This is a genomic window from Candidatus Omnitrophota bacterium, assembly GCA_028715965.1.
Classification (GTDB): Bacteria; Omnitrophota; Gorgyraeia; order Tantalellales; family Tantalellaceae; genus JAQUQS01.
In genome coordinates, this window is the sequence record JAQUQS010000022.1 from 1 (window position 1) to 26,434 (window position 26,434).

Genomic DNA, 26,434 nt, shown 5'->3' on the forward strand with positions numbered 1-26,434 from the left:
CGGCCATCCGAAGGTGCGGAGGTATTTTTTCATATTTTCCTGAACTTATCAAGAAAATCGCGCGCGGTTTCTTGCGCCGCCTGCGCGTTAGGGCTCAACCAAAACCCTAAATGAGACCCCTCTTCTATCCAATAACGCTCGGCGTTGGGTATATTTTCATACGCGTAAACACCGTCATAAAATTTAACATCCGCATCGTGAGTACCGTGTATTATAAGACTCGGGCAGCTGATCTTTTCCACCGGAAGATGGGTTAATTTTTTGTATTGCACCATATCATTTTCAGTACCGGCTTTTCTTTCTTTGTAGGGATACATAGTATTCATAAATGCTTTTACGAACGCCATTCCGCTTTTTGATCCAACTACATGATCCACATGTTTTTTGATCTGCTCTTTTGTAAAATACGCTTCCGCTTGGTATATCTGCTCTAAAAATATATCCGGCCTTTTTTCGCTGATGATTTTATTTAATTTCTGACCAAAGGAACTCAAAAATAAAAGTTGCGCGATAGCCCCTGCCGTCTCCGGCATATCATAATAGCCGCTAACGCTGTCGATGGCTATTAATGCCCATATTCTGCTAGGATGACGAACAGCAAAGGCATAACATAACGGTCCTCCCGCAGAAGCTGATATAGCAGCTACCTTATCGATCTTAAGTTCATCGAGTAAGGCGGCAAAAAGATCGGCCTGTTCCTCTATTGTTCTCCCGCTTTCTATAGGTGTTCCTAAATAACCCGGTCTTGAGGGGCACAGGATCCTGTATTTCTTTTTATCTACCCATGAAACAATTACGCGTGCTTGATCCGCTCCACCTAATCCGCCATGTATACTTAGCACTGTAGGAAGATCACCTTCTGTTATATCAAATTCTATCTTTCCTTTTTCTGTATCTATAATCTTAGGGTTTACTTTTATATCTGATAAAACATCTATCCCACTTTGCATGATACCCCCCTTTTTCGAAATTGCGCTCCATTTACGTATGTTCTTTCGCCATGGATCCCGCATGCCTATATATTTCTTGTTCCGATCTTGTGCGTTCGGGTATTTTACCTGTCTTAAAATGCTTCTCAAGTAGGGGCACATTGCAATGTGCCCCTACGATATTGATTATTCCATGAATATAATTCGGCCTGTGCGGACTCCTGATCGCGAAAATCCCATGCTCAACGTCCTCAAGGAAGGGTTTGCCCGTAACCCGCTCCTCTTTTGAACGGTGGAAATGGTAGATCAGAATGACATGCGAAAACCCATCAATGTCTTTTAACCCCGCTTTATATTCAGGGAATATTTTGGCGGCGCCGGTAACTCCCCTCTTAAACTTGCCCTGAATAGGCATGCCTTTGGGGTCTTTATACGGCGTATGAATCATTCCTATAGGCTTTAATTTGATCTCTTTTTTCATAACATTCGACAACTTTCGTATATTTCTCATGGATCATCTTGCGGTCAAATTCCCACATCTCGTTCAGCATGGCATCCTTCTCAACATCGGTAAAATAATCCATGCACGGTAGGAAAAAATGCTTGTCTTCTTTCTCAATGTGCTTGGGATAAAAATTAACCAAGGTTTCTATATTTGACACTATCTCCGTTAAGGCCCCGTTATCACCACGGACATATTTTTCTTTTGCCTCAATAAGGTTTTTAACATTGTTTCTGCCCATCTTATGCTCTTCGATAAGCTCATTCATAATTCTCTTATGTTCATCGGAGATTTTCTTCTTCGCGAGATCCCTGAATAAGATATCTTCCTCTTTGCCATGATGGCATCTGTCAGCGTATGTCCTTATGAAATCAACGGCGGTATCAATAAAAACAGGGTCGACCTTACCTTCTTTGCTGATATTTTCCAATTTAGCCCGCATTATCTTGATCATCCGCTCTATAATCCTGTGCTCTATCATTAAAGGTCCTACCGGCATCATAGCGCGCGCTCCTTTCCCATCTCGCTTGGATTGGGCGTTTTAAATACCAAAAACATGGCGTCAACACTACCGGTATTCTTAATGACCATCGGCGTCTGGAAGGCGACCGGCAACAGATCACCTTCTTTAACCTTATTATCCACGCCATCAAGGTTAACCGTTAAATCATTCCCCCTTACGACCAGAAGGTGAACGTTTGAATTAGCGTTATGCTGAGGCACGCTCTGCCCGGGCTTCAACGCTATCTGCATAACAAGCAGGTGTTTTTCATCAACAATTTTGCTATTGCCCATCTTGTCGTCGTTATAGGGAACATTCTCTAATATGTTCATTCTAGCCTCCATTTTGTTTATCCGACCCTCGTCCCTATCGCCTATAGCCCAACTTATTTTTCGGCCACAACAAGCATTTCAAAGTCATCGGTAGTCAGTTTATCGTTTCTCGAATACGCTCCCAGCTTCGCGCCAAAGATGTCGATCTTTTTAAACCCGAGTGTTTTTAAAAGCCATGTTATCTCACTGGGCACGTAATAACGCTCGTTACACTTAAGTTCCCTTTTATTGCCGGAATCGTCCTCAAAAACAACAGTGTTATGATCTCGAAAAGTCATCAGGTCAAAAGAGCAGTCTTTACACTGGGACTGGCCTTCTTTCTGGGCTGACTCATAGAATTCCTTGACCGAATGAAACAGTGGGAACAATCCGTTTAATGTGGTGAAAATGAACTTGCCATGATCGTTCAAAGCTCTGGCCGCGCTCTTGAGGATCGCGAAATTCATTTTATCCGTTTCCATGAGAGAGAACCCACCCTCACAAAGCATAATGGCCAGATCGAATTCGCCTTCGAAAGGGAGATCGCGGGCGTCTTGTGTTTGAAAGTCGATAGCCAGCCCTGCTTCTTGGGCTTTTTCTTTTGCCCTTTTGATCTGGTCCTCAGACAGGTCAACGCCGGTCACGTTATATCCCCTTTTTGTCAGTTCAATAGCGTGACGGCCGGTACCGCATCCGATATCGATGATCTTTAAAGATTTATCGCGACTAATCTCCTGCTCGATAAAGTCGCATTCGCCCACAGTGCCCTGCACAAAACACTCTTTATCGTATTTATGGGCGTAATTTTCAAATAATGATTCGTACCATTGTTTCATAGGAAACTCATCCTTGTTATTATCCGTAATACTCGTCTTTCTCCCAATTGGCCGGGTTATTGATGATGTATTCACGGATCCTGTTAAGACCGGATCCATCCCGGATAACATGTTCATAAAAATTGCGTTGCCAAACCGGTTTCCGCGGTGTTTTGCGCAATTGATTGATTTGTTTCGTTGTTGTCGATTTAAATAATTTGATAATCGTCGGTATTGAATTTGATATTGATCGTCCAAATTTTTCAACCCGATCATGTAGGGGCACATTGCAATGTGCCCCTACTATATTGATTATTCCATGAATATGATTAGGCATAACGATAAATTCATCCAAATCGATATTTTCACGCATTTCCGATGTTTTTATCCATTCATTTTGAACAATTGTCCCGAATTCATTCAATACCATTTCCCCATTACGGACATCGCCAAACAAACATTTGCGGTCATTGACACACACCGTCACATAATACGCGCCTTGTTGCGTGTAATCGTAATTCTTTAATCTGATTGATTTTCGGCTTCCGGGCATGTGTTGTTCCTTTTACAAAAAGGTCACATAGCAATGTGACCCTACTCCAATATCGCTTCCGCGACGCTCATCGTGTTACGGTAAATAGGCCATCGGCCACCCGAAGGCTTGATCCTCTCCCTTTAATTTTTCTTCCACATGTTCCTCAATACCGAGAATCCTGTCTCGACAAGCCACTTGAACTCCTCTTTGGAGCCCATGGTCGACGCGAGCTCAAGCATCTTTCCCGGCCGGAAATAAAAATCCCTTATGGCCTTCTTATAATACTTCAGGACGATATTCCTGTCCATGCCGTCCATCTCGTAAAAGACCTCGTTGGAATAGAAACCAGCACTTATACCGTTATCTATGTCCACGAGGAACTTCCCTCCGCCATTCTTGACCATATCATAAAGTTCTGTCCCCGGGAACGGGATGGAAAGACAAAAATTGGCTATATGCGGGTCCATCTTTTTTGCGAAGTCTATGGTTTTCTGCATGCTTTCCGGCGTATCCCCCGGTAACCCTATGATGAAGAACCCATATACTATCATACCCGCTTTCCTGGCCATATGGGAGACCTTGAGCACATGGTCCAGGTCCAGTCGCTTTTTTATCTTCCTGAGCATATCCGGGTCACCGGACTCCACGCCTATAGGCATTTTCCAGATCTTTGCCTTCACCATCTTATCTATAAGCGCCTGATCCAGGCTCTCCGTCCTCACCCCGGACTGACAGTTGATGTACAGGTCATATCCCCTGTCTATAATAAGATCCAATATCCTTTCGGTCCGCTTCCTGTCGAGAGTGAAATTGTCGTCAAGTATATCGATCTGCTTCACCCCGTAACGGCTCACCAGCATATCTATCTCTTTGATTATGTTCTCCGGCGTCCTCATCCGGCAGACATTCTTGAAAACATCCTTGCTGCAGAACACGCACTGGTAAGGGCACCCCCTGCTGGTAAGGATAGGCGCCACTGGTTTTTTTCTGGCGCGTGACCTGTATGTCTTGAGATCCGGGAGCAGATGGTAGGCCGGCATGGGGATATCATCTATCTCTTTCATGAACCCACGGGGATTATTTACAACTATCTCTTCCCCGTCCTTATATACAACACCGTTAATATCATCGAACAGCGGCTTCGACGACTTATAATTTCTCAATATCTCCTCAAAAGTCTCTTCCCCTTCGCCCACTATCACCGCATCAGCCCGGCAGGAATCCAGGACTTTAACGGGAGTACTCGACGGGGTCGGCCCCCCCATTATGACCACGACACCGGGAAGGGCTTCCTTGATCCCGTCCGCCAGTTTAAGCGCGGTCTGGTAAGTATAAAGGTTAACTGTTATCCCTACCATACGCGGCGCGGCCTCTTTAACGGCGGAGAGCACATCATCTGTCCCCATCCGCAGGACATTAGCGTCTATGATACCGCATCTTATGCCTGAGCGCTCGGCTATGGCGCCGAGATAAGCCGGCCCGAGAGGCGGTTCTACCGTACCTTCGTTTATACCGTACGCGTCCTCAGGATATGGATTGATCAGTATCAGGTCCGTCATATTATTGATGTCACGGGATCACGCGGACGTTCATACCGCGCGTCGTCCACCGAAAACAGCTATCTCGAACTCTTCGAAGCAACGATCTACGTCAGTAAAACCTATCTATACGGGAATGCTCTTCTTGCCACGCAGAAAGGTCTTGTACCTTACGCCGAACCAGAGAAAAGGGCTCCAGAAGTATCTCTTGATTATGTTCCTGCGGTCCTCCCGGCTGGGCGCGTGCGCCAGGACCTTGCCCGACATGACCGCGGGGTGTGTACCGAAATATACGGGGAACCTGCCCGGATCCCCGAAGTCGTATTCCTCTTTGCGCTCGTTATCTCCCAGTCGAGCGAACCCGATATTTTCAGCGTTCCTTCTCTTCCTGGCCATAAGTCCGGGCGGGTTCACCCATCCATAATGATATATGAAACACGGGGTCTTTACCGTCCTCAGCTCTGTCCCGTCCTTTTTGCGGAATGCCCATGCGTCACCATAAGATTCCACCGTACCATTGTTCCTGACTATGCGGTCCTGTTTCTGGTACCATGGCGGGTCTATCCTGTAACGGTAATAACTTCCGTAGAAATGCAGCCACTTGAACCTGAAGGCGTCCACGCCGGGGTCCCCGAGATATTTCGTCATATACCCCTTTAACACCTTCAGGTCTTTCTCGTGCACGACCTCGTCCAGCTGCACATAGAACGCCCAGTCGCCACGACAATGCGACATCGCGAAGTTCGTCTCTACCGAGAGCATCTCCTTGCCCTTAGAATCATCCCATTCACCGGTAACAATACGTATCTTATCCGGGGCTATACCGCGGATAAGTTCAAGCGTATTATCTTCCGAGTTCCCTACGTTCACGATAAACTCATCGCATATGGGAAGCACCGACAGGATAGCCTCTTTGTAGGGATAGCTGTACTTTTCTATATTCCTGGCTATGGTAAATCCACTTATTTTCATGACAGGTGTCCTCTTCGGGCCATGTACGGTCTGGTACGTTATTATAGTTAAGTCCTTATTTTTATATCAGATAGGGGCTGAAAATACAACTGGTAATTTCAGCCCGGAGAATGGATCCCTCTTCTGGCAGAAAGAAGCATTACAAGGACCACCAGATTTATGAAAAATACGATAGCGCACGATCGGTATACCCCTATTATCGGGATCATAATGGAAGCACCCACTAGGGCCCCGATCGCGGACCCGCCAAGATCCAGGCCGTAGTTTATCCCGGCCCCCTTCCCTGTCCGTCCGTCCGGGACTATATACCCCTCGGACCCGCCGTTGCAAGAGCATAATTTCACGGACAGAGGGAACTGCACTCCGCCTATAAATCCTGCTATAAAGGGCATTATCGGGTAAATAATGTCCGACCCCAGCCATGAAACGGATGCTGACCGCGTTAACGAAAAGACCGTGAAAACCATGGGAACGATCAGGGGGTACAGGCAAATGCCTATTTGAGCTTTCACGAAGCTTCGCCACGCAGAACTGTCGTTATCGATCGATCTTGCCGAGAACCATCCTCCTAAGGCGGTCCCCAGCATGAATGAGGTAAAGATAATACTGATCTTGTAAAAAACATAGCCATATATGCACTGGAACGACATGAGCACGCATAACTGGAAAAGTATCTCGGAAAACCCGGTAGCGAACACCGCCGCTCTTACCGCGTAAACAGCCTTCTGCCTGCCGCGAGTGAAAAAACACGGGAACATAAGGCACAATATCCCCAGTCCCGACGTCCCGAGTATGACCCCGGAGGTCAAAACGCTCTGCACACGCCGCACAAAAGAAGCCTCACTTTGGGAGTTCCAGAACATTATCGCCAGATACACCGTGAACGGCCTGAAATCCCGGTTGTCGCCACGCGACACCGCGCCTTTGACGCGTTCTTCGGCGTATTCGACCCTTTCAGGCGACATCTTGGCGTCCAGGTAATAATCCCTGACGAATCCCGTCTTGATCCCCATCCGGACCAAACGTTCACTCATCCTCGCCGGGTCCGAGGACAACACGCCCTTGCCGGTGGACGCGAGGAAGTGGATGGTGTCCCCGGGGATCATCATGCATTCCGGAAAGACCCGTTCCATGCTTCCATAAATAGACCCCAGGTATCCGGCCAGATCATCGCTGATATAATTCTCCGACGATGTCAGGGAAAGGGATAACACCGCGTTCTTTTTCATTACCCGGGCTACCATCCGGAAAAAATCCACCGTATAGAACCTGTTCAGCTGGAGGCTCAAAGGATCACCGAGATTTATTATCACGCTATCATATGGACCCGGGAACTTTCTCAAGAACGCCCTGCCATCCATGTTTATGATATTCACCCGGCTGTCCTGCATGGACCTGTCTCCCGGGAGATAGCGTTCCGCCATACGAATGACCAGCGGGTCCAACTCGACATAATCCACTCGCTTGACGGGATATTTCAGGAGTTCACCCAACACCCCGCCGCATCCCCCTCCGACAAGAAGAATGTCATCCCAACTGTCCAACTCAAGCATGGGAAAGTGCGCGGTCTCCTCGGAAGATAACTCATCCGGGACAGTATAAAGATGTAATCCATTCTCGAAAAAAGATGTTTGACCGGACATAGCGGTCACGGTTATGTTCCCGTATATGGAATTCCTTGAGTCAAGAGTGTTGAACCCTTTCCATAATATGTCACGCGATACTCTCTCAAGATAGGTCCCGGCAGGCTGGGAAAGGATAAGCGTAAATGCCGCCAATACGGCAAACACAGTCACGATAAAGTGTTTTGTCGGCCCTTTTCTGTTCGCGGAATAAAGCAATATCCCGCCCATGATCATGTTCAGGGAAGCCATAGCGGCAAGTATGCGGAATACCGGCAGGCAAATAACGAAAAAGGAGCTTGTCAGCACCCCTCCGGCGAGGGCACCCGCGGCTTCGGCGACATATACCTCGATCATCCCCCGCTCCGCGCTCCCCTTGAACAACGTGTAGGCCCTGACACCCTGACTGAACATGAAACCCATGAAAAAACAGATCGGGCCGAGCATTACGACCGATGTCCATAACATGCTCCAAAAACCCAGGAGCTCCCCGGGCAATACACCGGCTATGCTCCTTATAGACCTTATCCCCAGGAATATCGCCGGCAGCGCGATGGAAACCATGAGGTGGCATATGGCCAAAGACCTGACCCCGCTACCCGTCTTCCGGGACAACGCCGCGGAAACACAACTTCCGAGCGCCCCCCACAACAGCCACGAAGCAAGAACGATACCGATGGAAAGTTCGTTCCCATAAAACACTATCAGGAATTCCCGTACAGCCAGTATCTGTACTGACATCGCGGTGAACCCCGCGAGAAAAACCGATAGTTGTACGTATCTCCTGTGCATGATCGTATTGTTCACTTCCAGATGCCGGATATGGACGTCCCGCAATACTTACATCTTCCCGACCCGACATCGTTGCCAAGCACTTTGTATCCCATGCGGCGTATCACGGTCTTCCCGCATCCAGGGCAAATGGTATCTTCCGCCCCAGGATCCGGCACATTCCCGATGTATACGAAAAAAAGCCCTTCTTCCCTGGCTATATCCCTCGCCTTACGCAAAGTATCTACCGGTGTAGGGTTAAGGTACCTGAGCTTATACTGCGGCCAGAACCTGGAGAAATGGAGCGGGACATCCGGGCCCAGTTCGTCCCTGATCCATTTTGCCATGCGCCTTATATCCGCCATATTATCATTAAGGCCGGGCACCAGGAGGTTCGTTATCTCCAGCCAGACACCTTTTGCCCGGAGCATCTTCAGCGTTGCGAGGATATCATCCAGCTCCTGCGCGCATACGCTCCGGAGATATTCCCTGTCAAAGCCTTTAAGGTCCACGTTGGCCGCGTCTATCACGCCGCACATCGCGCGCAAAGGCTCAGGGCATATTTTACCGCCCGTCACGATGATGTTGCGTAGCCCTCCCTCCCTGGCGGCACGGGAAGCATCCATGACGTATTCGTAGAAGACCACGGGCTCGGTATATGTGTAAGCTATGGAATCACACCCGGCCGCGAGCGCGTTCGAGACCAGGGAAGAACAGGTCAGGATGGAATTGTCGGTATCTTCGGGCGGGACCTGTGAAATGCCCCAGTTCTGGCAGTATTTACACCGCGAATTACATCCGGCTGTCGCGATAGAGAAGGCCTTGCTCCCGGGCAACATATGGAAAACAGGCTTTTTCTCAATGGGGTCGATATGGGAGGCGCAGATCAGCTCATATACAAGGCTGTATAATTTACCATTCTCAGGTTCACGCGCGCGGCAAAATCCTCTTTGCCCGTCACCCATCACACAATTATTCGGGCAGAGCACACACTTTACTTTTCCCCCCGGGAGGGTCTCATAATAAAGTGCCTCCCTCATCCCCCTTCTCTCCTTTACGGACGCAAGGGCGGCCTTACCGGGAAATATCCCCGCTCCCGACGCGGCGGCTATCATGGCTCCTGCCCTGACGGCTTCGTGGAGGAATTCCCTGCGGGTGATCCTCTTTGACCATATTTCCTCTATCCGGGCCAGAATGTCCATACCACACCTTAACGGCGCATTCCGCGCCATGCTGTCACGGAAGCCGCGTATTGTTCCTGATCTCACGCATATAAATCTCCCGGACAAGGTTAAAGTATCCCACAAGGTCCCCGGAAGCGTAATCGGGATATGTCCAGGGCCATGGAGTGAAAGTCCCTTTCCGGAAGTGCAACGTGCATTCAGCGTAAATGTTCTTTCCCACATATATCCTGTGGTTATAATCTTTCGTGGTCAAGAGTACGAGCTTTGCTTCCGTTACATATCCCGGATCGATGTTGACCGTGCGTCTGCCCCCCCGGCTAAGCCTTTCCTCTACGCGATTAGTATGGATCTTTATATCCGGAGCGGACGCGATATCCACATTCCTCTCAAAACATATTAATTTACGCCTGAGGCCTCCACCCAGTTCCTCTTCATAATAATCGGTGTAATCAAAAGGGAACATCCGGGACATATCCCCGCGCACAGGCCCGTAACGCCTGAGGAGGGCTTTCTCCGCGAGAGCGAGCATCCCTTCGTCACCAAAGATCAGGCTTGCTATAAGCTTTACGGTCTTGTGACGACCTATTTTGCCCAAAAGGATCACTCTCCCGTTATCTGCACGACCAGTCGTCTTTCCCTTGGCCGCGTATCGAAATCACAAAGGACTATCTGCTGCCATGTGCCAAGAACAAGCGCTCCGTCCACAAAAGGTACCGTCACGGAAGGCCCCATCAATGTAGCCCGGACATGTGAATGACCGTTATCATCATGCCATGTTTTGGCGTGCTCATATGGTTTGTCGGAGGGCGCGAGCTTCTCCAGGGCTTCCTTCAGGTCCTTGACGAGGTTGGGTTCATATTCTATCGTGGTAAGGCTCGCGGTCGACCCTGGGTTGAACACGGTAAGTATGCCGTTACGTGCCTCACATGCCGAAAGCGCGTCCCGGCATCTTCCAGTTATATCAATAACGTCCGTATTGCCTCTGCTATTTATGTTTATGTATGAGGTAACGACCATATCCGGGTCAGTTCGCCGATCGTGTCCTGGCGGCTTCTTCTATGTATTCGATAAGTCTCTGTCTTTCCTTTGGCAGAAGAACATTGAAGAATATTGCCACATCGTAATGCTGAACTTTTCCATCCTTCATGACCGGATGTTCCCTGACCACTACTCCCTCTATTTCCATGTTCACGGGCCCCTCGCTCTTGTTCTTGGCCGGGAAAGAAAGGTTTATCTGGAGCCTTGTCATGAGCGGTATTTTCTGATTGATCTTACAATAGATACCCGACGCACTTACATCAAGGCTTTGCGTAAGCACCTCAAGTCCTCCGCCCGATATAGATATGCCGATATTGGAATTCCTTATGCGAGGATACTTTCGGCGTTCTTTACCATGAGTCATGTGCGCCCTCCATTCTCAAATTTACTATAAATATGTTTTCTCATCCAGGGGGCCATTTCATCTGCCTGCCACCCAGGAGATGCACGTGGATATGGAACACTTCCTGCCCACCGTCACTATTACAGTTGACCACTATCCGGTACCCTTTGTCCATACCCAGCTTCGAAGCTATGTCCCTGGCCTTGAGAAGCATATGGCCCAAGAGCCCGGCATCTTCAGGCGAGACATCATCAAGCGTAGGTATATGTTCTTTCGGTATGACAAGTATATGCTGTGGCGCCTGGGGATCAATATCCCTGAAGGCCACTATGCTATCATCCTCGTACAGCATGTCGACCTTTATCTCACCCGAGGATATTTTACAGAATATACATCCGTCCAACATGATACCTTATTATAATAACTAAACCCTTTTTTTTCAATCTAAAGGTTTAACCGCCGGCAGAAAGGCAGCGTTCCGCTTCCAGCACCTCGTCCTCATTGAACACTTTAATTCCATTATCAACCAGTAGTGCCGCGGTCACACCTTTACCGTTGATCATTCGCCCGGAGAAAGTCCCGTCATGTATCACGTTATTCGAACAGGATGGGCTATGCTGTTTAAGAATGGCGATCTTTATGGCCCCGGCCAAAGCCCTCCGAAGTGCCAGCTTCGCCCCTTTCATGAAACAGGATGTATTGTCCTTGCCGGATGATGACGTTACCCTGGCCTTGCCCTTAACGACTTCGGAGCCGCTTCCCTCTTGTATCTCATTACGTTCACGCGGACAGGGAAGCCCGCCCATCATTTCCGGACAAATGGCCACATGTCCGTAGCGTTCACAGAGACGGATAACACCTTCATCCCTACGCGCCTTACCATCGTAGGCACATGGCCTGCCTGTAAGACACGCGCTTACCAGTATACTTGGGGTATTATTTATCATGGGCAAAAAAAACCGCCGGCTTTCATATTAACAGCCGGCGGATATCCTTCGGTCCTATCGCCTCTTATTTGCCTTCTCCGGCATTAGCCTGCTCTTTACGCTTACGCAGGTAGGCTTTTTTGTTCATATAGTATTGCCCGTCACGATAGTACCAGAGTTTTTTCTTCAAGGGCTTCCCCGTAGCGGCACATTCCGTGGGGTTCGCCGACTCGGTCGCCTTGGGCTGGTTGCTGGGGCCCTTGTTCTCTTCTTCCTTAGGGGCCTCCTCCGTCGCCGGCGCTTCCTCGGGCGCCGTTACCGCTTCCTCTTTCGGCGCTTCCTCGATCGCGGCTTCCTCTTTCGGCTGTTCTTTCTCCGCCGCCGGAGCCTCTGGTGTGGCTTCCTGGTCCTTCTTTTCTTCCTTGTCAGGACTTACCTCAGTATTTTCCGAGGCCGGCACGGCCTGATCTTTTACCTCTTCCGACATATCCTTGTTCTGTTCTTCGGCAACGCTCATCATTCCTCCAACTTTTACTTGTTTATTTCACGCCTTCGCGGGTTGTATCCACTTGCGGTATATATACTCAAGTATCTTGCTCCTGTCGTTGTTGCTGATACTCTTGAACCTGACCCCGCCGCGATGCTGGTTACCATCTCCGGCCGGTCCGCAAGCCCACGCCACTTCTCCTTGTAACATTATAGGCACATTATCCCCCGGTATCATGAGCTCAATATCCAGGTTCTCGCCTTCTTGCAGGGATTCACTGCTTAAAACACCCAGTCCTTCCCGACTGAAATTATTGACTTCCAGCTTTTTTTCCTGTCCGCTTTTACGACATATCGCGTTGACAAGAACATCAAACCGCAAGAATTTCCTTTTCTCGCCCATCGGTCCCCCCGGTTATAGATAAACAGTATGCCCTTTTATTATACGTGCTAATAATACCACATATATCAGAAAAATCTAACTTTTTCTGCGTAAGGCGCCTGGAAGAAAAAGGGAACGACCTTTGTCGTTCCCTTTTTGCTTAACAAATATCTATATCAAGGACTTATTCACTGAATACGAACTCTGGCTCAAGAACCGGCTGGTAATCTTCCGGTATCGGGAATGGGAATGTAACTGTTTCATACACGCCCGCGCCTGTCCTCACAATGGTCATGCCCACACCCTTAGCCAGACCCATGGTGAGCCCGGAAAGCACGTTCTCTTCTACGCTTGTATCGTAGATATTTTTCGGCAATTCAACCCATCCGGTAAGTATATTCGCGAGCCCTCTGCCCAGCTTCTTAGCCGGATCCTGTGCATAACACTGTGTCGCCATACCCACCAACGCCACTATAACGAACAGAACCAACATAACTTTTACTGATTTACGCATAACTACCTCCCACCTCCTTTAAGAACACGAAAACCCATCAATTTAAATGAAGTATATCACGCACTTAAAGTCATGTCAAGATACATTAGGAATGATATTATTAAGTATTTGCTCAATAAAGGCGCTATCCTCATCCGTCATGTCCCTGAACTCTATACCCGTGTCGAACAGGACCTTGTTCTTTACGTTGACCGGGCGTTTTTTGACCACCCAGACAACTTCTCCACGGCAATTCAGGCCATTTTTTTGCCCCGGGACCATCATACGTACAGATACGGCCTTAAAAAGCCCCAGATCCTCCTCAAGTACCACGCAAACCCCGCCCTTGCCTATATTTTCGGTATAAGCCTCTATCTCTTTTTCTTCCCCGCCACAGATCAGGTTCAAATGACACTTACAAGATATCCGGGGGAATTGTCTCTGGTTTATGCCCTGCCAACCCATATCTTGATATGAATATACACTACAAAAAGATGATTTACAAGCTTCGGCACACCGGCCTGCAGTTACCATATATCGCCCATACCCCGACCAGATTTGCCTTTACAGCCGTGACATAAAGCGATTATAATAGGTGCGGAGGTATAAATGTATCTTGATTTCTACGGTTTTAAGGAAAACCCCTTCAATGTGACAAGTGATCCCGGTTTTCTCTTTCTGAGCAACACACATAAAGAGGCCCTGAACCATCTTCTTTACGGGATAAACGAAAGAAAGGGCTTTGTCGAGATAACCGGCGAAATTGGAGCGGGAAAAACCACCCTTTGCAGGGCCCTTATAAACGAACTCGACGACACGACGAAAACGTCCCTTATCTTCAACTCCAGCCTGCCGGAAAACCAATTACTGGAGGCCATAGTTAACGATTTCGGCATAACGCCCGAGAAACGCAGTAAAATAGCTTATCTGAAACAACTCAACGCGTTCCTGCTCGACACCCTGTCAAGGGGGCATAACGCCGTGCTTATAATCGACGAGGCGCAGAACCTGAGATCATCCACACTGGAAACGATACGCATGCTCTCCAACCTTGAGACAGAAAAAGAAAAGCTGTTGCAGATCGTCCTGGTAGGGCAGCCACAGCTTAGGGATAAGCTCAATTCCCCGTCCCTGCTCCAGCTCAAACAAAGGATAAGCGTGCGTTTCCATGTAAGGCCGCTCGAGAACAATGAGACCGGCGATTACATAAGACATCGTATCAACGTGGCCGGAGGGAACGGCAATGTCGGTTTCGCGAACGAGGCCATTGAACACATATATCGCTATTCCGGCGGCATTCCCCGGGTCATTAACATGATCTGCGATAAATCCCTTCTTCTCGGTTTTGTCAGTGAAAACCGGCACATCGAAAAAGGGATCGTAGAACAAAGCATCAGGGAGACCGAGGGGCAATTCAGCCTTGCGCGATAACAAAACAAATGGACCTGTGATCATGAGCATAATAAGCAGCGCGTTGAAAAAAGCCCAGGACAAGAGATCTTCGGAAAGATCTTACGGCACTTTGAAGGGAGATTACGACCACTCCCTGTCCGAGAGAAGCACCAGGACCGACGCGGCATACCTACAAGACCCAAGGCGTATACACATTTGGACCGGGCTCACCTTACCTCTTTCCATATCGCTCATAGCGGTCCTATTGTGTATATTAGTGGCGGCGGTGTTCTTCCACGTGAACAATGTCCCCGCGCCTGTAAGCGACCCGCGGCCCCTGCCACCCTCATACACCGCGTCACGCTCATCCCGGCCAGGGACCCGAGCGACCCGGGAAACCCCGGTACTTACAGGCATTATGTACTCGGACCACGACCCTAAAGCCGTGATAAACGGGACCATGGTACCCGAAGGGGCCTTGGTCGACGGATTCCACGTGATAAAGATATTTCCCGACAAAGTGAAGATCGTCTCTGAGGACTTCAGCGAAGAACTGGACCTCAAGCTCAGGGGGTGATCCACTCGCTGACGCGATGGCCGCAAAGCCTCATTCGGAAAGTATGTTCTTAACCATCTTGGGGATAGGTATCGGTTCGCCGGCGGCGTTCACGAACACATGTACGGTCCGCCCCGAGGTACAGGTCTTCCCTTCCCTTTTCACCTTATACTCGAAGACCAGGCGCGTACCGGTTACCTCAGCCACCTGCGTTTCGACAATGACCCTGTCATCGTACCTTATGGGCATACGATACCGGCAATAAGCCTCGACCACCGGCAGGTATATTTTTTCTTTTTCCTCGAGAGAACGATAGTCCACGCCTCTCGACCTGAAATATTCGGTCCTGGCCACCTCGAACCATACAAAATAATTCGAGTAATACACGACACCCATCTGGTCCGTCTCAGCGTACCTGACGCGTATTTCCGTAAGATCAACAGCGTTCATGTCCTCCTCTTTGGACCTATTGGTCCCTAATTATCTTCACGTACACTTTCCTGGACCTTGGCCCATCGAACTCACAAAGGTATATCCCCTGCCATGTGCCCAGAAGCGGCCTGGCTTGCTCTATCATCACCTGTATGGAACTACCCATAATGGAAGCTTTTATATGTGCCGGGGAATTTCCCTCGCAGTGGCGGTAATCTTCGTTTTCCGGTACGATCGTCCCGAGACCCTTTATTATATCCAGCCGCACATCCGGGTCCGCGTTCTCATTTATGGTCACACCCGCGGTCGTATGCGGGATGAACACATGACATACACCCCCGCTAACCCCGGAAGCCGATATCACTTCCCTGACCGGGCCGGTTATGTCTATGAGTTCCTCTTTTTTTCCGGAATCCACGCTGAAGATCGCGATCTTATTATTCGACATATTCACCAAGTACGGTTCGGATCAAGACCTCGGGAATATCCTCCACTACTTCTACCTTGCCTATACGTCGGGGGAGAACGAAACGGTTGGATCCCGCAACGAATTTCTTGTCATAGCCGTACGCTTTCATGACATCTTCCGTATCCACGCCTTCCAGCCTGAGCGGCAGACCTATCCTTCCCACGAGTTCCTTTATCCTGTAGAATTCAGGTCTTTTCATGAGCCCCAGCCTCACGGATATCTCACCAGCCAGGACCATGCCAAGGGCTACTGATTCACCATGGTTGTATATCCCGGAATATCCCGACGCCGATTCCACCGCGTGTCCGAGCGTATGGCCGAAATTCAGGCGTATTCTTATATCTTTCACGTCGAACTCATCTTTTTCCACTACACCGGCTTTTATCGCGGCGCACTCCGCTATCACCTTCTCCAGGACACCTCCCTCAAGACCCAATACGTCCATATATCTTCTTTCCAAAAGGTCGAAAAGCCCTGTATTCGCTATAACCGCGTATTTCACTATCTCACCCATACCGTTCTTTACCTGGCGCAGCGGCAGCGTCCTGAGAAGGTCCTGGTCCATAAGCACGGCTTTAGGCTGCCAGAAAGAACCTATGATGTTCTTCGCCTGGGGTATATCGATACCCGTTTTCCCGCCGATGGATGAATCCACTTGTGCCAGAAGTGTTGTAGGCACCTGCACAACAGGCACCCCTCTTCTGTAGGTAGCCGCTATGAACCCGGCAAGGTCCCCGACCACTCCGCCCCCAAGCGCCACAATGATCGGTCTATGGTTACGCGTAGCCACGCTTATACGCTGCACAACGTCTTGATACACTTTTATGGATTTGGCTTTTTCCGACGCCGGGACAGTTATCTGGATAATATCCCTATCGGAAGATATTTGTTCGAATACGGGCCCTGTTATCCCGCAGGTCTTGGCGGATACGTTCTTGTCGGAGATGACCACAACGGGGCTTGCCCCCTTTGTCGCCTTAAGCACCGCGGGAAGGCGTTTTATCACACCCTTCCCGATATAGATATTATAACTTTTTTTAGACAGGTCCAGTTTGATCTTTTTCATGACAGAGCAAATATAGCATAATCCCGGTTAAAATGCAAAACAGCAAAATCAAAGGAACGGGGCCAGAAGTTCATCCGGGAACCCGATATCCCTGACAGACACATCCCCGCATACTCCCGGACCGGACCTTAGATAGAACCCTTCTTTGGGAAGCCCGAAGGTTACGGTCCTGTAAGCTTTTACGCAATCCGACCCGGCCTCTCCCGTGGTCGCGTTCAATCCGGACGGGACGTCCACAGAATACACCCTTGCTCCGGCCCCGTTCATCAACCTGGCCGCACGAACATACGGGTCTTTCATTTCCCCCTTGAATCCGGTGCCGAATATCGAGTCGACCACGATATCAAACCCACATATGTCAGTAATGCCCTCGACAGAACCTATCCCCCGGATAGTAACGCCACTGAGCTCTGATAATCTACTATAGTTCTTTTTCGCGGGGCCTCTACGTATCTCTTCATTCCCCGGGGAGAACACCACCAGCTCCCGGGGAGCCAGTTCGGCCAAGTGTCTTGCAACGACAAAACCATCGCCGCCGTTGTTACCTTTGCCGCAGAATACGATTATCTTTTTGCGATTTATGGGTGAGTTCTCTGAAATAATGACATCCGCGACAGAACGACCGGCATTCTCCATTAGATGTTCCTCGGGGATACCGAAGTCCTCTATCGCCCTTCTGTCTATCTCAGCCATTATCTCAGAAGTTACGGGTTTCATGGGAAAGTGCCCGGAGAACATGTTGTACCTGACCTAGCGTACCTGTGCCCCCGGCATTACCTCTTTTTCCGGGGCCAATATCACGGGCCCGTTCTCGGAACTAGCGGCCAGAAGCATACCGTTGGAACTTTCCCCGCGTATTACGGCCGGTTCGAGATTGTTCACGACTACTATACTCTTACCTACCAGCTCTTCCACTGCGTAAGAAGCGCGAATACCGGCAACTATTTGTTTTGTCTCTTCCCCGGTATCCACACTAAGAACATAAAGTTTATCGGCATTGGGGTGCTCTTTGACCTCGACCACCCTGGCTATCCTTAGATCCAGTTTCTTGAAATCCTCAAAGCTGACCATAGCTCCCCCTGAACCATGTTTGTGGGCTTAGCCCGGATAAAGTTATTTCTTGCCGCCGGCTTTTTTGCCAGCGTCCTTCTTCCCGGCATCCTTCGCTTCAGCGGGTTTAGCCGCGGCTGACCCGGGAGCAGCAGCCGTACCAGCAGCACCCGCGGCGCCTTCCGCCCCTTCCGCGGCAGGACCTTTGGTCTTCTTGACCTTGAATTTTATCCTTTTGAGCTTCGGCAAATGAAAAACAGAGTCTTTTTCTTCGCTCCATTTTTCTTTGTTAGTAAGTTCCTTGATGCGCTCATAGCGTTTCAGCACTGAACGAAAAGCCGCGCCTACGCTGCTACTGCCTTTTAAACTTGAATGTTGTGTCATTTCTCCTCCGGTTATTATATTTTACGATAACATCACAGGATCGTTCTTAACGGACCTTCCTTATGTAACAATCCTTATATACCAACTTGAATTTCTTTATCGCTTCTTTCGCTTCACTTATATCCGGATATCCTTCAGCGCAAAGCTGGAACCACTCGCCTTTCCGCACTATCCTGGCATCCACGCCCTGCTTCCGAAGCTTTTCCATCTCCCGGTCGCCCGCCTCGCGATCCTTGAACGAAGCCAGCTGCACGGCATATTCCTCACGCCTTTCCACGATCACTTCTTCCCAGGCCCCGGAAGTTTCCTCCACAGGGACCGTAGGTCCTTTATCGACAGACGCCGGGACATTCTCTTCCGAGGCAGCGTTGGCCCTTTTTTCTATTTCACGCAATATATCCGCTGAAAAGTTATTTATACTTTCCGACGGCGCCACCGCGTCCTTACTCGCCCCGGCCTGCATATCTTCCAGGGCTTCCTCCCCCGACGCGGCCTTTCCCGATATTTCCCGAGCGGAAATGTGTTTTCCCCTTTCCACTCCGATAGCATACGCCAGAATAAGCAGTATTAGGACCGACACTGCGGCGATGAACACATGTTCCACTGGTATGGTCAAATGCGAAAAGACCCTGCTTTCAGTATATTTATCCAGAAGCCGTGTCTTTTTGACCGCATTCTTTACCTGGGCATCGTCAAACAGGTCATTTTTAAATTCAGTGTCGATCATTTGGGCTTTATTGTAGCATAATAATGTTAAATATCAAGATTAAGTATTATACCCGATTTTATCGCTTAGGCAAGCATTTTAAAGGATTTATGTTATCTTGGCTCAATATAAGGCTTTAAGAAAAACGGGGTTACCCTCGAAATTTATCACGGTACTGTACCATCCGTCATCTTCTTCCGAGAGCATGTTTTTCGTGATAATATCGTTCAATTCATGGGCAATCGCCGGGGAAACGGATATTTTTATGTTTATGTTCACGATACCCGCTTCCAGCCTGTTGACATAATCACCCTTAATTCTCACATCGGGCGACAAGGCCAACATATTGTTTACCTTTACACTATTGTGCCCCAACTCCACCCTGAAAGAAACTTTATCGTATTTCCGTCCAGGGAGGAACGGTACGGAAAACACATTATCCTCTGGCGAGGCCGATCGCGAAACATCCTTTTTTCCCGGTTCCAGCGTAACATCCTCAAGATCACAATCAAGCGCAAGCACCTTATCCCTGGCAAGGGCTTCCCAGTCCATACGGATATCCGCCTTGCGCGCGTACACAAAAAGCGCCCCCTCGTCCAGGGCGGCCTTCATATCGTCTACAATAAAACGCCCCCTGATATCCTTACTACATTTTTCATAGCTCACTTCCAGGCTGGTGGAATTATTGACGATAAGCACTATGATATCATCCATGAACATGAAACTCACGCAAAAGAAGAGGAAGATAGCTATCAGGACAAAGAGCACTTTGCTTAATGTTCTTTTCATATACCCATGCCAATGTTATCGGTTAAAGTCTTTCAAGTTCTTTCTCGAGCAGTTTTATTACGTCTTTTCTCTGTACGGCGCTATGGAATATCTTCACGACTTCCGGGTCGAACTGCCTTCCGGAATTCTTGCGTATCTCCCGTACCGCCACCGGTATAGAGAGAGCTCTCCTGTAAGGTTTCTGCGTAAGCATGGCCTCGAAAGTGCCGACCACTGATAATATCCTTGCCGCGAGCGGTATATCCCCACCCTTGAGCCCCTTGGGATAGCCTGTCCCATCGTAATTCTCATGGTGATAAAGTATTATGGGGATTATAGGTTTAAGCGGCCTGAACTTGGAAAATAATGACGCGCCCTTGAGCGGATGCATCTTAAGTATGTTGAACTCTTTTTCGGTAAGGTTACCTCTTTTCATCAAGAGCTTTTCAGGTATGCTGATCTGTCCCGCGTCATGGAGCATCGCGGCATATTGCAACATGTTTATCTCTATAGCGTTCATCTTGAATTTACGCCCGATTATATATATGAGCTTCATGAACGAGGCTTCCGCCCTTTTCGGCATATACGGCCGGTTCTGCAAAAGCTGGGCTATGCATTTGATACTACTCAGGGTCAGGTCCGTCTGCTGCTTATAAAGCTGCGCGTTCTTGATGGCTATAGCGGCCTGCTCCGACAGCGTTTTCATTATTTCCTGGTCATAATTCGAAAACCCTTTGCCGTCAAGTTTGTCGTAAAGCGTTATCACGCCCACGACATCCTCGTCCACCATAGGTACCGCCAGGTAATTACTCCCCATCACGGGGGCACCCTTCTTGACCGCTCTACCCGGGGCGTATTTGCCGATCTGCACTTTTTTCAGCCTTGTGGTCTTTTTCCTCAGGTCTATGGTGGCTTTCGGCAATAATAATTTTCTCTTCTTATCAACAAGTTTTATAGAACATCTGTTCGCCCTTATTATCTGCAGGGAAAGCCTGGCGATCATCGGCAGTAGGTCGTTCAAGTTAAGGGTGGACGTCATAAGGCGGTGTACCGTATGCACGGTCGATAACGCTATGGCGCGCGGCCGTACCGTCTTGTTTATCTCTTCCAGCTCGATCTCGCCCCTGACCTGGTCAACCGCCATCTCAGAAATAACGGATAGCAGGTGCAGCTGTTCTTTCCTGAGACTCTTCTTCATCCCGCAGAATACCATATATCCGGCGACCTCTTCCTCGTTAAACACCGGCACGCATACGCCGGCGTTGACCTCCCCACAAATAAATTCCTCGGGGCTCTTGCTGCGCGCCGACCTTCTCAGGCACTTGTATATTTTGGAGGAGTTGTGCCTTATGCAACTTTTTCGAGTTTTCAGAGCCTTACATGAAGCCGGCTCATTGTTCTTCATGGCCGGGCATTCCTCCGCGTCCCGGCTCAGTAGAGCCCAGCATGTAGCCCTTATGGCACCGGAAAAAGCGCTAAGGGTCTTGCGCAGGTCAGCGTTCTCTCGCAATTTACCAAAAACCACGGCTGTATCCACTTTCCCATCCCTTCCGTTTCAGACTCTTTCGTACGGTTCAAAGAATTTTTTATATTGATCCAGCGCGTACCTGTCGGTCATGCCGGCAACATAATCACATATGATCCGATGCTTCCCTCTTTCACCTATGTTCTCAAGCGCTTGTGGCGGCAACTGGTCAGGATCGTTACAATATATGCTGAACAGGCTTTCCAGAAAGCGTGACGCTTTCTTGGTCATGCGTATGACCCGGTAATTCTTATACAGTTTTTTGCTGAGAATATCCTTGAGTAGTTTTCTTTTGGCATTCATGCTATCGCTGAAATTCACCATTTTCTCACGGATACCGCCAAGGCCATCAATGCTATCGATCCCGCTGGCGGTGATCCTTTCAAGTGAACTGCTTATGGCGTCGGTCACCTGACGGTCTATAAGCGTTCTGATGATCTGGGCCCTTCTGATATCCTTGTCCAGACCGGGATACGCCTTTTCTATGTCCGATACCACCTCATCCCACAAAGCCAGGCCCCTAAGGTCCGTTTCCTCCAGAAGTCCGCTCTTGAGCCCGTCATCAAGGTCGTGATTATCATAGGCGATCTCGTCCGAGATATCCACCACCTGTATCTCAAAAAGCCATGGACACTCAATATCGGTGCTGGCTGCCCGGTGTTCATCGAAAGGCGTCGAGTGAGAGATTATACCCCTGCGAACTTCACGTGTAAGGTTCAGGCCCGGATGATCCGGATGCCTCTTTTCCAGAAGGTCCACGACCCTGAGACCATGCGTATTATGGTCAAATCCTCCGTGGGCCTCCATCAGACCGGCAAGCGTGTCCTCCCCGGCATGCCCGAAAGGGGTGTGCCCCAGGTCATGGGCCAGGGCTATGGCTTCCACCAGTTCCTCGTTCAACCTCAGGCTTCGGGCTATGGTTCGCGCTATCTGGGCCACTTCTATTGTATGAGTAAGGCGCGTACGATAATAATCCCCTTCATGGTTCACGAAGACCTGGGTCTTATACTCTAACCTTCGGAAGGCCGTAGAGTATATTATCCTATCTTTATCCCTCTGATATACGGTCCTGTAGGGGTGTTCTTCTTCTTTATATTGCCGGCCCTGGGACAAGAAGCTCTTCATGGCATAAGGCGCCAGGATCTCATTTTCCCGCTTCTCGATATCCTCTCTTCTCAACATATGGCTTTCCTCTCAAACAAGACGTATCTATCTTTAATGTATAATAACACAAAGTTAGCAAATCCTATAGAGAAAACTATGCACATATACCACAAAGTACGGATATTTATTACTTTTTTAAATTTTACAATATCTAAAAACAAAGCAACACGCTTAATTACACAAGGAACCGACGTTAACAATATATTGATCGACATACGATCGTCCGGAATATCGGTAAATGGGACAACAACGGTATAGGATATACTTGTTACCGGAAAGGGAACTGACATGGACAGAACGGCTATCGCTACCAGGAAAACGCACATCATCGCGCAAACGGACACCATAACATATCTTTTACACAGATCACGAATAAAAAAAACAAAAATGATACCGTATAAAGAAAGCTCGTACATATGGTCATTGACCCCGACAACGGCTTAAGGCTCAGCAAGAAAGGACCATACCGCTGGCAGCATCCCCCTCTATGAGTATGATACCCATGGAGCACGTCGCCGCCCTCAGTATATCCGTAGTACTACCGGGATTGAACAAAAGAACACCATCCCTGGTCTTATTGTAAGGCAGATGAGAATGTCCGAACACAATAACATCAACGCTATTGCCAAAAACCTGCGCGGCAAAATCCGGTACTTTCTCCGGAGCTCCCAGACCGTGTACCACGCCTATCCTTTTCCCGGCAACTTCAAATGTTATCTTCTCGGGAAGAAGTTTCCTGAGCTCTACGCTGTCCATATTGCCTTTTACCGCTTTGACAGGAGCCAGCTTTTCAAGCTCTCTGAGGACATAAGCCTCGGTTATATCCCCGGCATGTATGATAAGATCACATGTCTTCAATTCATCCAGCACCCTTCGGGGCATTCTGTCCGCCGAAGCAGGGATATGTGTATCAGCTAAGACCCCAATTTTCATATCACTATTTCGAACATGTTGTATAGGCGCATTATATGGTTAAGCTGGGCGATATCCCAGATCCATATATTGTGTTCTTTCGCGAGCAGGAACGCGTTCTGCTCTATGCCTTTGAGAGTTATAAGCACTTTTTTTACCGGTTTCCGGGAATTCTTGCACATCTTGACCGCCATAAGGTCCAACACATCCTGTTCATCAACCTTGTCCAACAGCTTCGCCCTGTATATCCATTTGGCGGTAGCGGTCTCCCCCACCATTTCATGGACATTACCTGTGGCATCGAGGGCCCCGACATGCACCTTGGACAACCCGGGCATTATCCTGCAATTGAGATTGAACTTTACCTTTTCGTTGGAGAACCTGTCCAAGAGCTCACGCATGGCACCTATATGCCCCTTAGATCTGAATTCCTGGTATCTGGTGAACTCATCCCCGACCGCCTTTTTGAACTCGATGTATTTTATATCCATATCATCTATCATGGAGCGCGTTTTGAGCATATATACATATTTCAACCAGAACTCGAACAGTTTATCGGACAGCTTATAGAACACACCACTGTTAAAAACAAGGTCCATCTCTATCAATTTTTGGAGTTTTTTGCCAAGATCACCATCCATCCGTCCAAGATCTTTATGTATGGCTTTCGCGGTTGAATTCCCTGAGGCCAGGGATAAAAGCAGCGGCAGGAACTTTTTCCTGGTCTTCTTCTCGATGAAAAAATTGATATTATTGGTAAAATACTGGTTAAGCACACCGCTGGATTCGTAGAGAAGGTCCGCGAACGCGTCGAGAAAACACTCTTTGGCCCTTACCTCGTCCTTTTTCTTCCGGTAATGCTCCTCGAAGCGCTTTGAGAGCGTCTCAAGATAGAACGGGTTGCCTCCCGTTACCTGTATGAGATAGTTCCTGATATCGTCCGCTATCTGCGTCTCCTGGACCTTATCCAGGATAAAAGAACGGGCCGTCTGGTCATCGAACCCACCAACCTCTATTACTTCGAAATTACCGAAAAGCAAAGAAAGCTTTCGGGACAGTATCTCCTTAAGCAGCGTTTTCTGTGAACTTGAAACGATATACATGGTGTTCTTTTGTGTCATTATATATCTTCCGAACACCTGGAAAGGACGTTTCAGCTTGAAATGTGACATGTTCTGGAACTCATCCAGGATAACTATACAGTTCTTCCCGGTCTCAGCCTTGAACACGGACGTAAGGTTCAAAAGGGCCTCATACGCGTTGTCCGTTCTTTTCGCCCCAAGGTCGGCGTAGATAGTGTCTATATGCTCAATAGTGACCGGTATAGTTTTCTTCGCTTCTTCCGCGAGAGCCTTCACGTCACCGTCGACCTTGAAGGCCATAGCCTTAAGGTATCTGTAAAGAAGCGTAGCGATGAATCGATCGCAGAAAACACGGAAATCCTCTCCATCAAGCTCGATATATATCGGCATGATGTCCTGGTCTTTGACGTTATTGAGGAAATGTCGGAGTATGGAAGATTTGCCGGCCAGCATAGGCCCGGTAAGTGCTATATTCTGCCTGTAGCCACCCTTGAGGGCGGTAACTCTTTTGTGAAGAGTTCCCAATATCTCTTCACGCCCAAAGAATTTTTTACCGAATACCGGTTCAATAAACATGGCTACACACGCAAGGCTTTATATCTTAAGGGGCGATGGCATTACAACAACCACATAACCCCGGATATTCTACATTTATATCACATTCTATTCACAAAACTGACCGGGTGTTACTATAACAGATATCCATCAGAAATACAAATTTTTTTTGCCCGTCTTTTGGGTGTTCCAGAACGGTTTTTTTGATATTTTTCTTGACAAAACATGCCGGATCAAATGTCACCATCTGGCATCCCTCATCCCCAGCGGCGGAAAGAAAAAATGTCGTTTTTCGGCAAAAAGTTAGCCCTTGGTTAGCCTTTGTACCGGGTACAAAAGTCCGATCAAGTTGTCCCCAAACTCCCCTTCAACCTGTCCCCACCACGCATAGTGGTTAGCCTTTGTACCCGGTACAAAAGCCCGATCAAGTTGTCCCCAAACTCCTCTTCAACCTGATTAGCCTTTGTACCGGGTACAAAAGCCCGATCAAGTTGTCCCCAAACTCCCCTTCAACCTGTCCCCACCGCGCACAAAACATTGAGTTTATCACGCATAGTGGGTTACACGCGAACACGCCTTATCCGGACGGATATGCCTCATGGCTAAGCGGCCTTGCCATATACGATAAATACGGCGTTAATTATCGGGACCGATGTGTAAGCCTTTGTACCGGGTACAAAAGTCCGATCAAGTTGTCCCCAAACTCCCCTTCAACCTGTCCCCACCACGCATAGTGGGTTACACGCGAACACGCCTTATCCGGACGGATATGCCTCATGGCTAAGCGGCCATAGCCTTTGTTGATAGCCTTTGTACCGGGTACAAAAGTCCGATCAAGTTGTCCCCGAACTCCCCTTCAACCTGTCCCCACCACGCATAGTGGGTTACGCGCGAATGCGCCTTATCCGGACGGATATGCCTCATTTAGCCTTTGGTTAGCCTTTGTACCGGGTACAAAAGTCCGATCAAGTTGTCAAGTTGTTAGCCTTTGTACCGGGTACAAAAGTCCGATCAAGTTGTCCCC

General features: G+C 48.7%; 33 protein-coding genes. 2 read left to right on the forward strand and 31 right to left on the reverse strand.

All coding sequences use genetic code 11. From position 1 onward, the window contains the following. Nucleotides 1–29: 29 nt before the first annotated feature. The 19 genes from PHH49_07540 to PHH49_07630 form a co-directional block, all read right to left on the reverse strand. A complete protein-coding gene (locus PHH49_07540) occupies nt 30–950 on the reverse strand; it encodes an alpha/beta hydrolase (protein MDD5488788.1) in 921 nt (306 codons plus the stop codon). 31 nt (nt 951–981) lie between these two features. Continuing rightward, on the reverse strand, nt 982–1,410 hold the full coding sequence (locus PHH49_07545; protein MDD5488789.1) for a TrmO family methyltransferase: 429 nt from the start codon (nt 1,408–1,410) through the stop codon (nt 982–984). Next, entirely contained in the window at nt 1,358–1,933 is a 576-nt protein-coding gene (locus PHH49_07550) for a hemerythrin domain-containing protein (GenBank protein ID MDD5488790.1), read from the reverse strand. Before PHH49_07550 ends, PHH49_07545 begins: the two co-directional genes overlap by 53 nt. Beyond that, on the reverse strand, nt 1,930–2,265 hold the full coding sequence (locus PHH49_07555) for a hypothetical protein (GenBank protein MDD5488791.1): 336 nt from the start codon (nt 2,263–2,265) through the stop codon (nt 1,930–1,932). The genes PHH49_07550 and PHH49_07555 overlap by 4 nt, the downstream gene beginning before the upstream one ends. 53 nt (nt 2,266–2,318) lie before the next feature. Beyond that, nucleotides 2,319–3,080 (reverse strand): class I SAM-dependent methyltransferase, encoded by a 762-nt coding sequence (locus tag PHH49_07560; protein MDD5488792.1) that lies wholly within the window; start codon nt 3,078–3,080, stop codon nt 2,319–2,321. Between the two features lie 19 nt (nt 3,081–3,099). Continuing rightward, the gene (locus PHH49_07565) at nt 3,100–3,612 is read right to left on the reverse strand and encodes a transposase (GenBank protein ID MDD5488793.1); all 513 of its coding nucleotides are present in this window, start codon (nt 3,610–3,612) and stop codon (nt 3,100–3,102) included. 122 nt (nt 3,613–3,734) lie between these two features. Continuing rightward, entirely contained in the window at nt 3,735–5,153 is a 1,419-nt protein-coding gene (locus PHH49_07570; GenBank protein ID MDD5488794.1) for a radical SAM protein, read from the reverse strand. Nucleotides 5,154–5,258: 105 nt separating this feature from the next. After that, a complete protein-coding gene (locus PHH49_07575; GenBank protein MDD5488795.1) occupies nt 5,259–6,104 on the reverse strand; it encodes a glycosyltransferase in 846 nt (281 codons plus the stop codon). Nucleotides 6,105–6,202: 98 nt separating this feature from the next. Continuing rightward, nucleotides 6,203–8,533 (reverse strand): hypothetical protein, encoded by a 2,331-nt coding sequence (locus tag PHH49_07580; GenBank protein MDD5488796.1) that lies wholly within the window; start codon nt 8,531–8,533, stop codon nt 6,203–6,205. Next, nucleotides 8,530–9,699 carry an AmmeMemoRadiSam system radical SAM enzyme gene (gene amrS / locus PHH49_07585; GenBank protein MDD5488797.1) on the reverse strand — a complete coding sequence of 390 codons (1,170 nt, stop codon included), beginning with the start codon at nt 9,697–9,699 and terminating at the stop codon, nt 8,530–8,532. The genes PHH49_07580 and amrS overlap by 4 nt, the downstream gene beginning before the upstream one ends. Before the next feature lie 34 nt (nt 9,700–9,733). Then, entirely contained in the window at nt 9,734–10,276 is a 543-nt protein-coding gene (locus tag PHH49_07590; GenBank protein ID MDD5488798.1) for a DUF4416 family protein, read from the reverse strand. A gap of 5 nt (nt 10,277–10,281) precedes the next feature. Then, a complete protein-coding gene (locus tag PHH49_07595) occupies nt 10,282–10,698 on the reverse strand; it encodes a secondary thiamine-phosphate synthase enzyme YjbQ (GenBank protein MDD5488799.1) in 417 nt (138 codons plus the stop codon). A 7-nt stretch (nt 10,699–10,705) separates the two neighbouring features. After that, nucleotides 10,706–11,083, reverse strand: coding sequence for a PilZ domain-containing protein (locus PHH49_07600; protein ID MDD5488800.1), 378 nt, complete (start codon nt 11,081–11,083; stop codon nt 10,706–10,708). Between the two features lie 40 nt (nt 11,084–11,123). After that, on the reverse strand, nt 11,124–11,465 hold the full coding sequence (locus PHH49_07605; protein MDD5488801.1) for a histidine triad nucleotide-binding protein: 342 nt from the start codon (nt 11,463–11,465) through the stop codon (nt 11,124–11,126). Between the two features lie 49 nt (nt 11,466–11,514). Further along, complete coding sequence (locus PHH49_07610; protein ID MDD5488802.1) at nt 11,515–12,009, reverse strand: DUF523 domain-containing protein; 495 nt, start codon at nt 12,007–12,009, stop codon at nt 11,515–11,517. Between the two features lie 64 nt (nt 12,010–12,073). Continuing rightward, nucleotides 12,074–12,505 (reverse strand): hypothetical protein, encoded by a 432-nt coding sequence (locus PHH49_07615; GenBank protein MDD5488803.1) that lies wholly within the window; start codon nt 12,503–12,505, stop codon nt 12,074–12,076. A gap of 27 nt (nt 12,506–12,532) precedes the next feature. Next, nucleotides 12,533–12,877 carry a PilZ domain-containing protein gene (locus tag PHH49_07620; GenBank protein MDD5488804.1) on the reverse strand — a complete coding sequence of 115 codons (345 nt, stop codon included), beginning with the start codon at nt 12,875–12,877 and terminating at the stop codon, nt 12,533–12,535. 163 nt (nt 12,878–13,040) lie between these two features. Further along, nucleotides 13,041–13,370 carry an exosortase system-associated protein, TIGR04073 family gene (locus PHH49_07625; GenBank protein ID MDD5488805.1) on the reverse strand — a complete coding sequence of 110 codons (330 nt, stop codon included), beginning with the start codon at nt 13,368–13,370 and terminating at the stop codon, nt 13,041–13,043. Between the two features lie 75 nt (nt 13,371–13,445). Next, a complete protein-coding gene (locus PHH49_07630) occupies nt 13,446–13,814 on the reverse strand; it encodes a PilZ domain-containing protein (GenBank protein ID MDD5488806.1) in 369 nt (122 codons plus the stop codon). Between the two features lie 144 nt (nt 13,815–13,958). On the opposite strand from PHH49_07630, the gene PHH49_07635 reads away from it, so the two are divergent. Together PHH49_07635 and PHH49_07640 are read left to right on the forward strand one after the other, a co-directional pair. Continuing rightward, the gene (locus PHH49_07635; GenBank protein ID MDD5488807.1) at nt 13,959–14,780 is read left to right on the forward strand and encodes an AAA family ATPase; all 822 of its coding nucleotides are present in this window, start codon (nt 13,959–13,961) and stop codon (nt 14,778–14,780) included. A gap of 22 nt (nt 14,781–14,802) precedes the next feature. Next, entirely contained in the window at nt 14,803–15,318 is a 516-nt protein-coding gene (locus PHH49_07640; protein ID MDD5488808.1) for a hypothetical protein, read from the forward strand. Nucleotides 15,319–15,348: 30 nt separating this feature from the next. Here PHH49_07640 and PHH49_07645 read toward each other — a convergent pair whose 3' ends face one another. From PHH49_07645 to PHH49_07700, 12 genes are all read right to left on the reverse strand, one after another. After that, entirely contained in the window at nt 15,349–15,747 is a 399-nt protein-coding gene (locus PHH49_07645; protein MDD5488809.1) for a thioesterase family protein, read from the reverse strand. A gap of 16 nt (nt 15,748–15,763) precedes the next feature. Further along, the gene (locus tag PHH49_07650) at nt 15,764–16,177 is read right to left on the reverse strand and encodes a secondary thiamine-phosphate synthase enzyme YjbQ (GenBank protein ID MDD5488810.1); all 414 of its coding nucleotides are present in this window, start codon (nt 16,175–16,177) and stop codon (nt 15,764–15,766) included. After that, complete coding sequence (aroB, locus tag PHH49_07655; GenBank protein ID MDD5488811.1) at nt 16,167–17,264, reverse strand: 3-dehydroquinate synthase; 1,098 nt, start codon at nt 17,262–17,264, stop codon at nt 16,167–16,169. The genes PHH49_07650 and aroB overlap by 11 nt, the downstream gene beginning before the upstream one ends. Nucleotides 17,265–17,312: 48 nt before the next feature. After that, nucleotides 17,313–17,981, reverse strand: a complete 669-nt coding sequence (locus tag PHH49_07660; protein MDD5488812.1) for an NAD(P)H-hydrate epimerase — start codon at nt 17,979–17,981, stop codon at nt 17,313–17,315. A gap of 33 nt (nt 17,982–18,014) precedes the next feature. Next, the gene (locus PHH49_07665; protein ID MDD5488813.1) at nt 18,015–18,335 is read right to left on the reverse strand and encodes a methionine--tRNA ligase subunit beta; all 321 of its coding nucleotides are present in this window, start codon (nt 18,333–18,335) and stop codon (nt 18,015–18,017) included. 42 nt (nt 18,336–18,377) lie between these two features. Next, nucleotides 18,378–18,698 carry a small basic protein gene (locus PHH49_07670; protein MDD5488814.1) on the reverse strand — a complete coding sequence of 107 codons (321 nt, stop codon included), beginning with the start codon at nt 18,696–18,698 and terminating at the stop codon, nt 18,378–18,380. Between the two features lie 46 nt (nt 18,699–18,744). Then, nucleotides 18,745–19,425, reverse strand: coding sequence for an SPOR domain-containing protein (locus PHH49_07675; protein ID MDD5488815.1), 681 nt, complete (start codon nt 19,423–19,425; stop codon nt 18,745–18,747). 102 nt (nt 19,426–19,527) lie between these two features. After that, a complete protein-coding gene (locus tag PHH49_07680) occupies nt 19,528–20,193 on the reverse strand; it encodes a hypothetical protein (protein MDD5488816.1) in 666 nt (221 codons plus the stop codon). Nucleotides 20,194–20,215: 22 nt separating this feature from the next. Further along, nucleotides 20,216–21,709 (reverse strand): GAF domain-containing protein, encoded by a 1,494-nt coding sequence (locus PHH49_07685; GenBank protein ID MDD5488817.1) that lies wholly within the window; start codon nt 21,707–21,709, stop codon nt 20,216–20,218. An 18-nt stretch (nt 21,710–21,727) separates the two neighbouring features. Beyond that, nucleotides 21,728–22,879, reverse strand: coding sequence for a deoxyguanosinetriphosphate triphosphohydrolase (locus PHH49_07690; GenBank protein MDD5488818.1), 1,152 nt, complete (start codon nt 22,877–22,879; stop codon nt 21,728–21,730). 429 nt (nt 22,880–23,308) lie between these two features. Continuing rightward, a complete protein-coding gene (locus PHH49_07695; protein MDD5488819.1) occupies nt 23,309–23,743 on the reverse strand; it encodes a metallophosphoesterase in 435 nt (144 codons plus the stop codon). A gap of 47 nt (nt 23,744–23,790) precedes the next feature. Beyond that, a complete protein-coding gene (locus tag PHH49_07700; GenBank protein ID MDD5488820.1) occupies nt 23,791–25,431 on the reverse strand; it encodes an ATP-binding protein in 1,641 nt (546 codons plus the stop codon). Between the last annotated feature and the right edge of the window lie 1,003 nt (nt 25,432–26,434).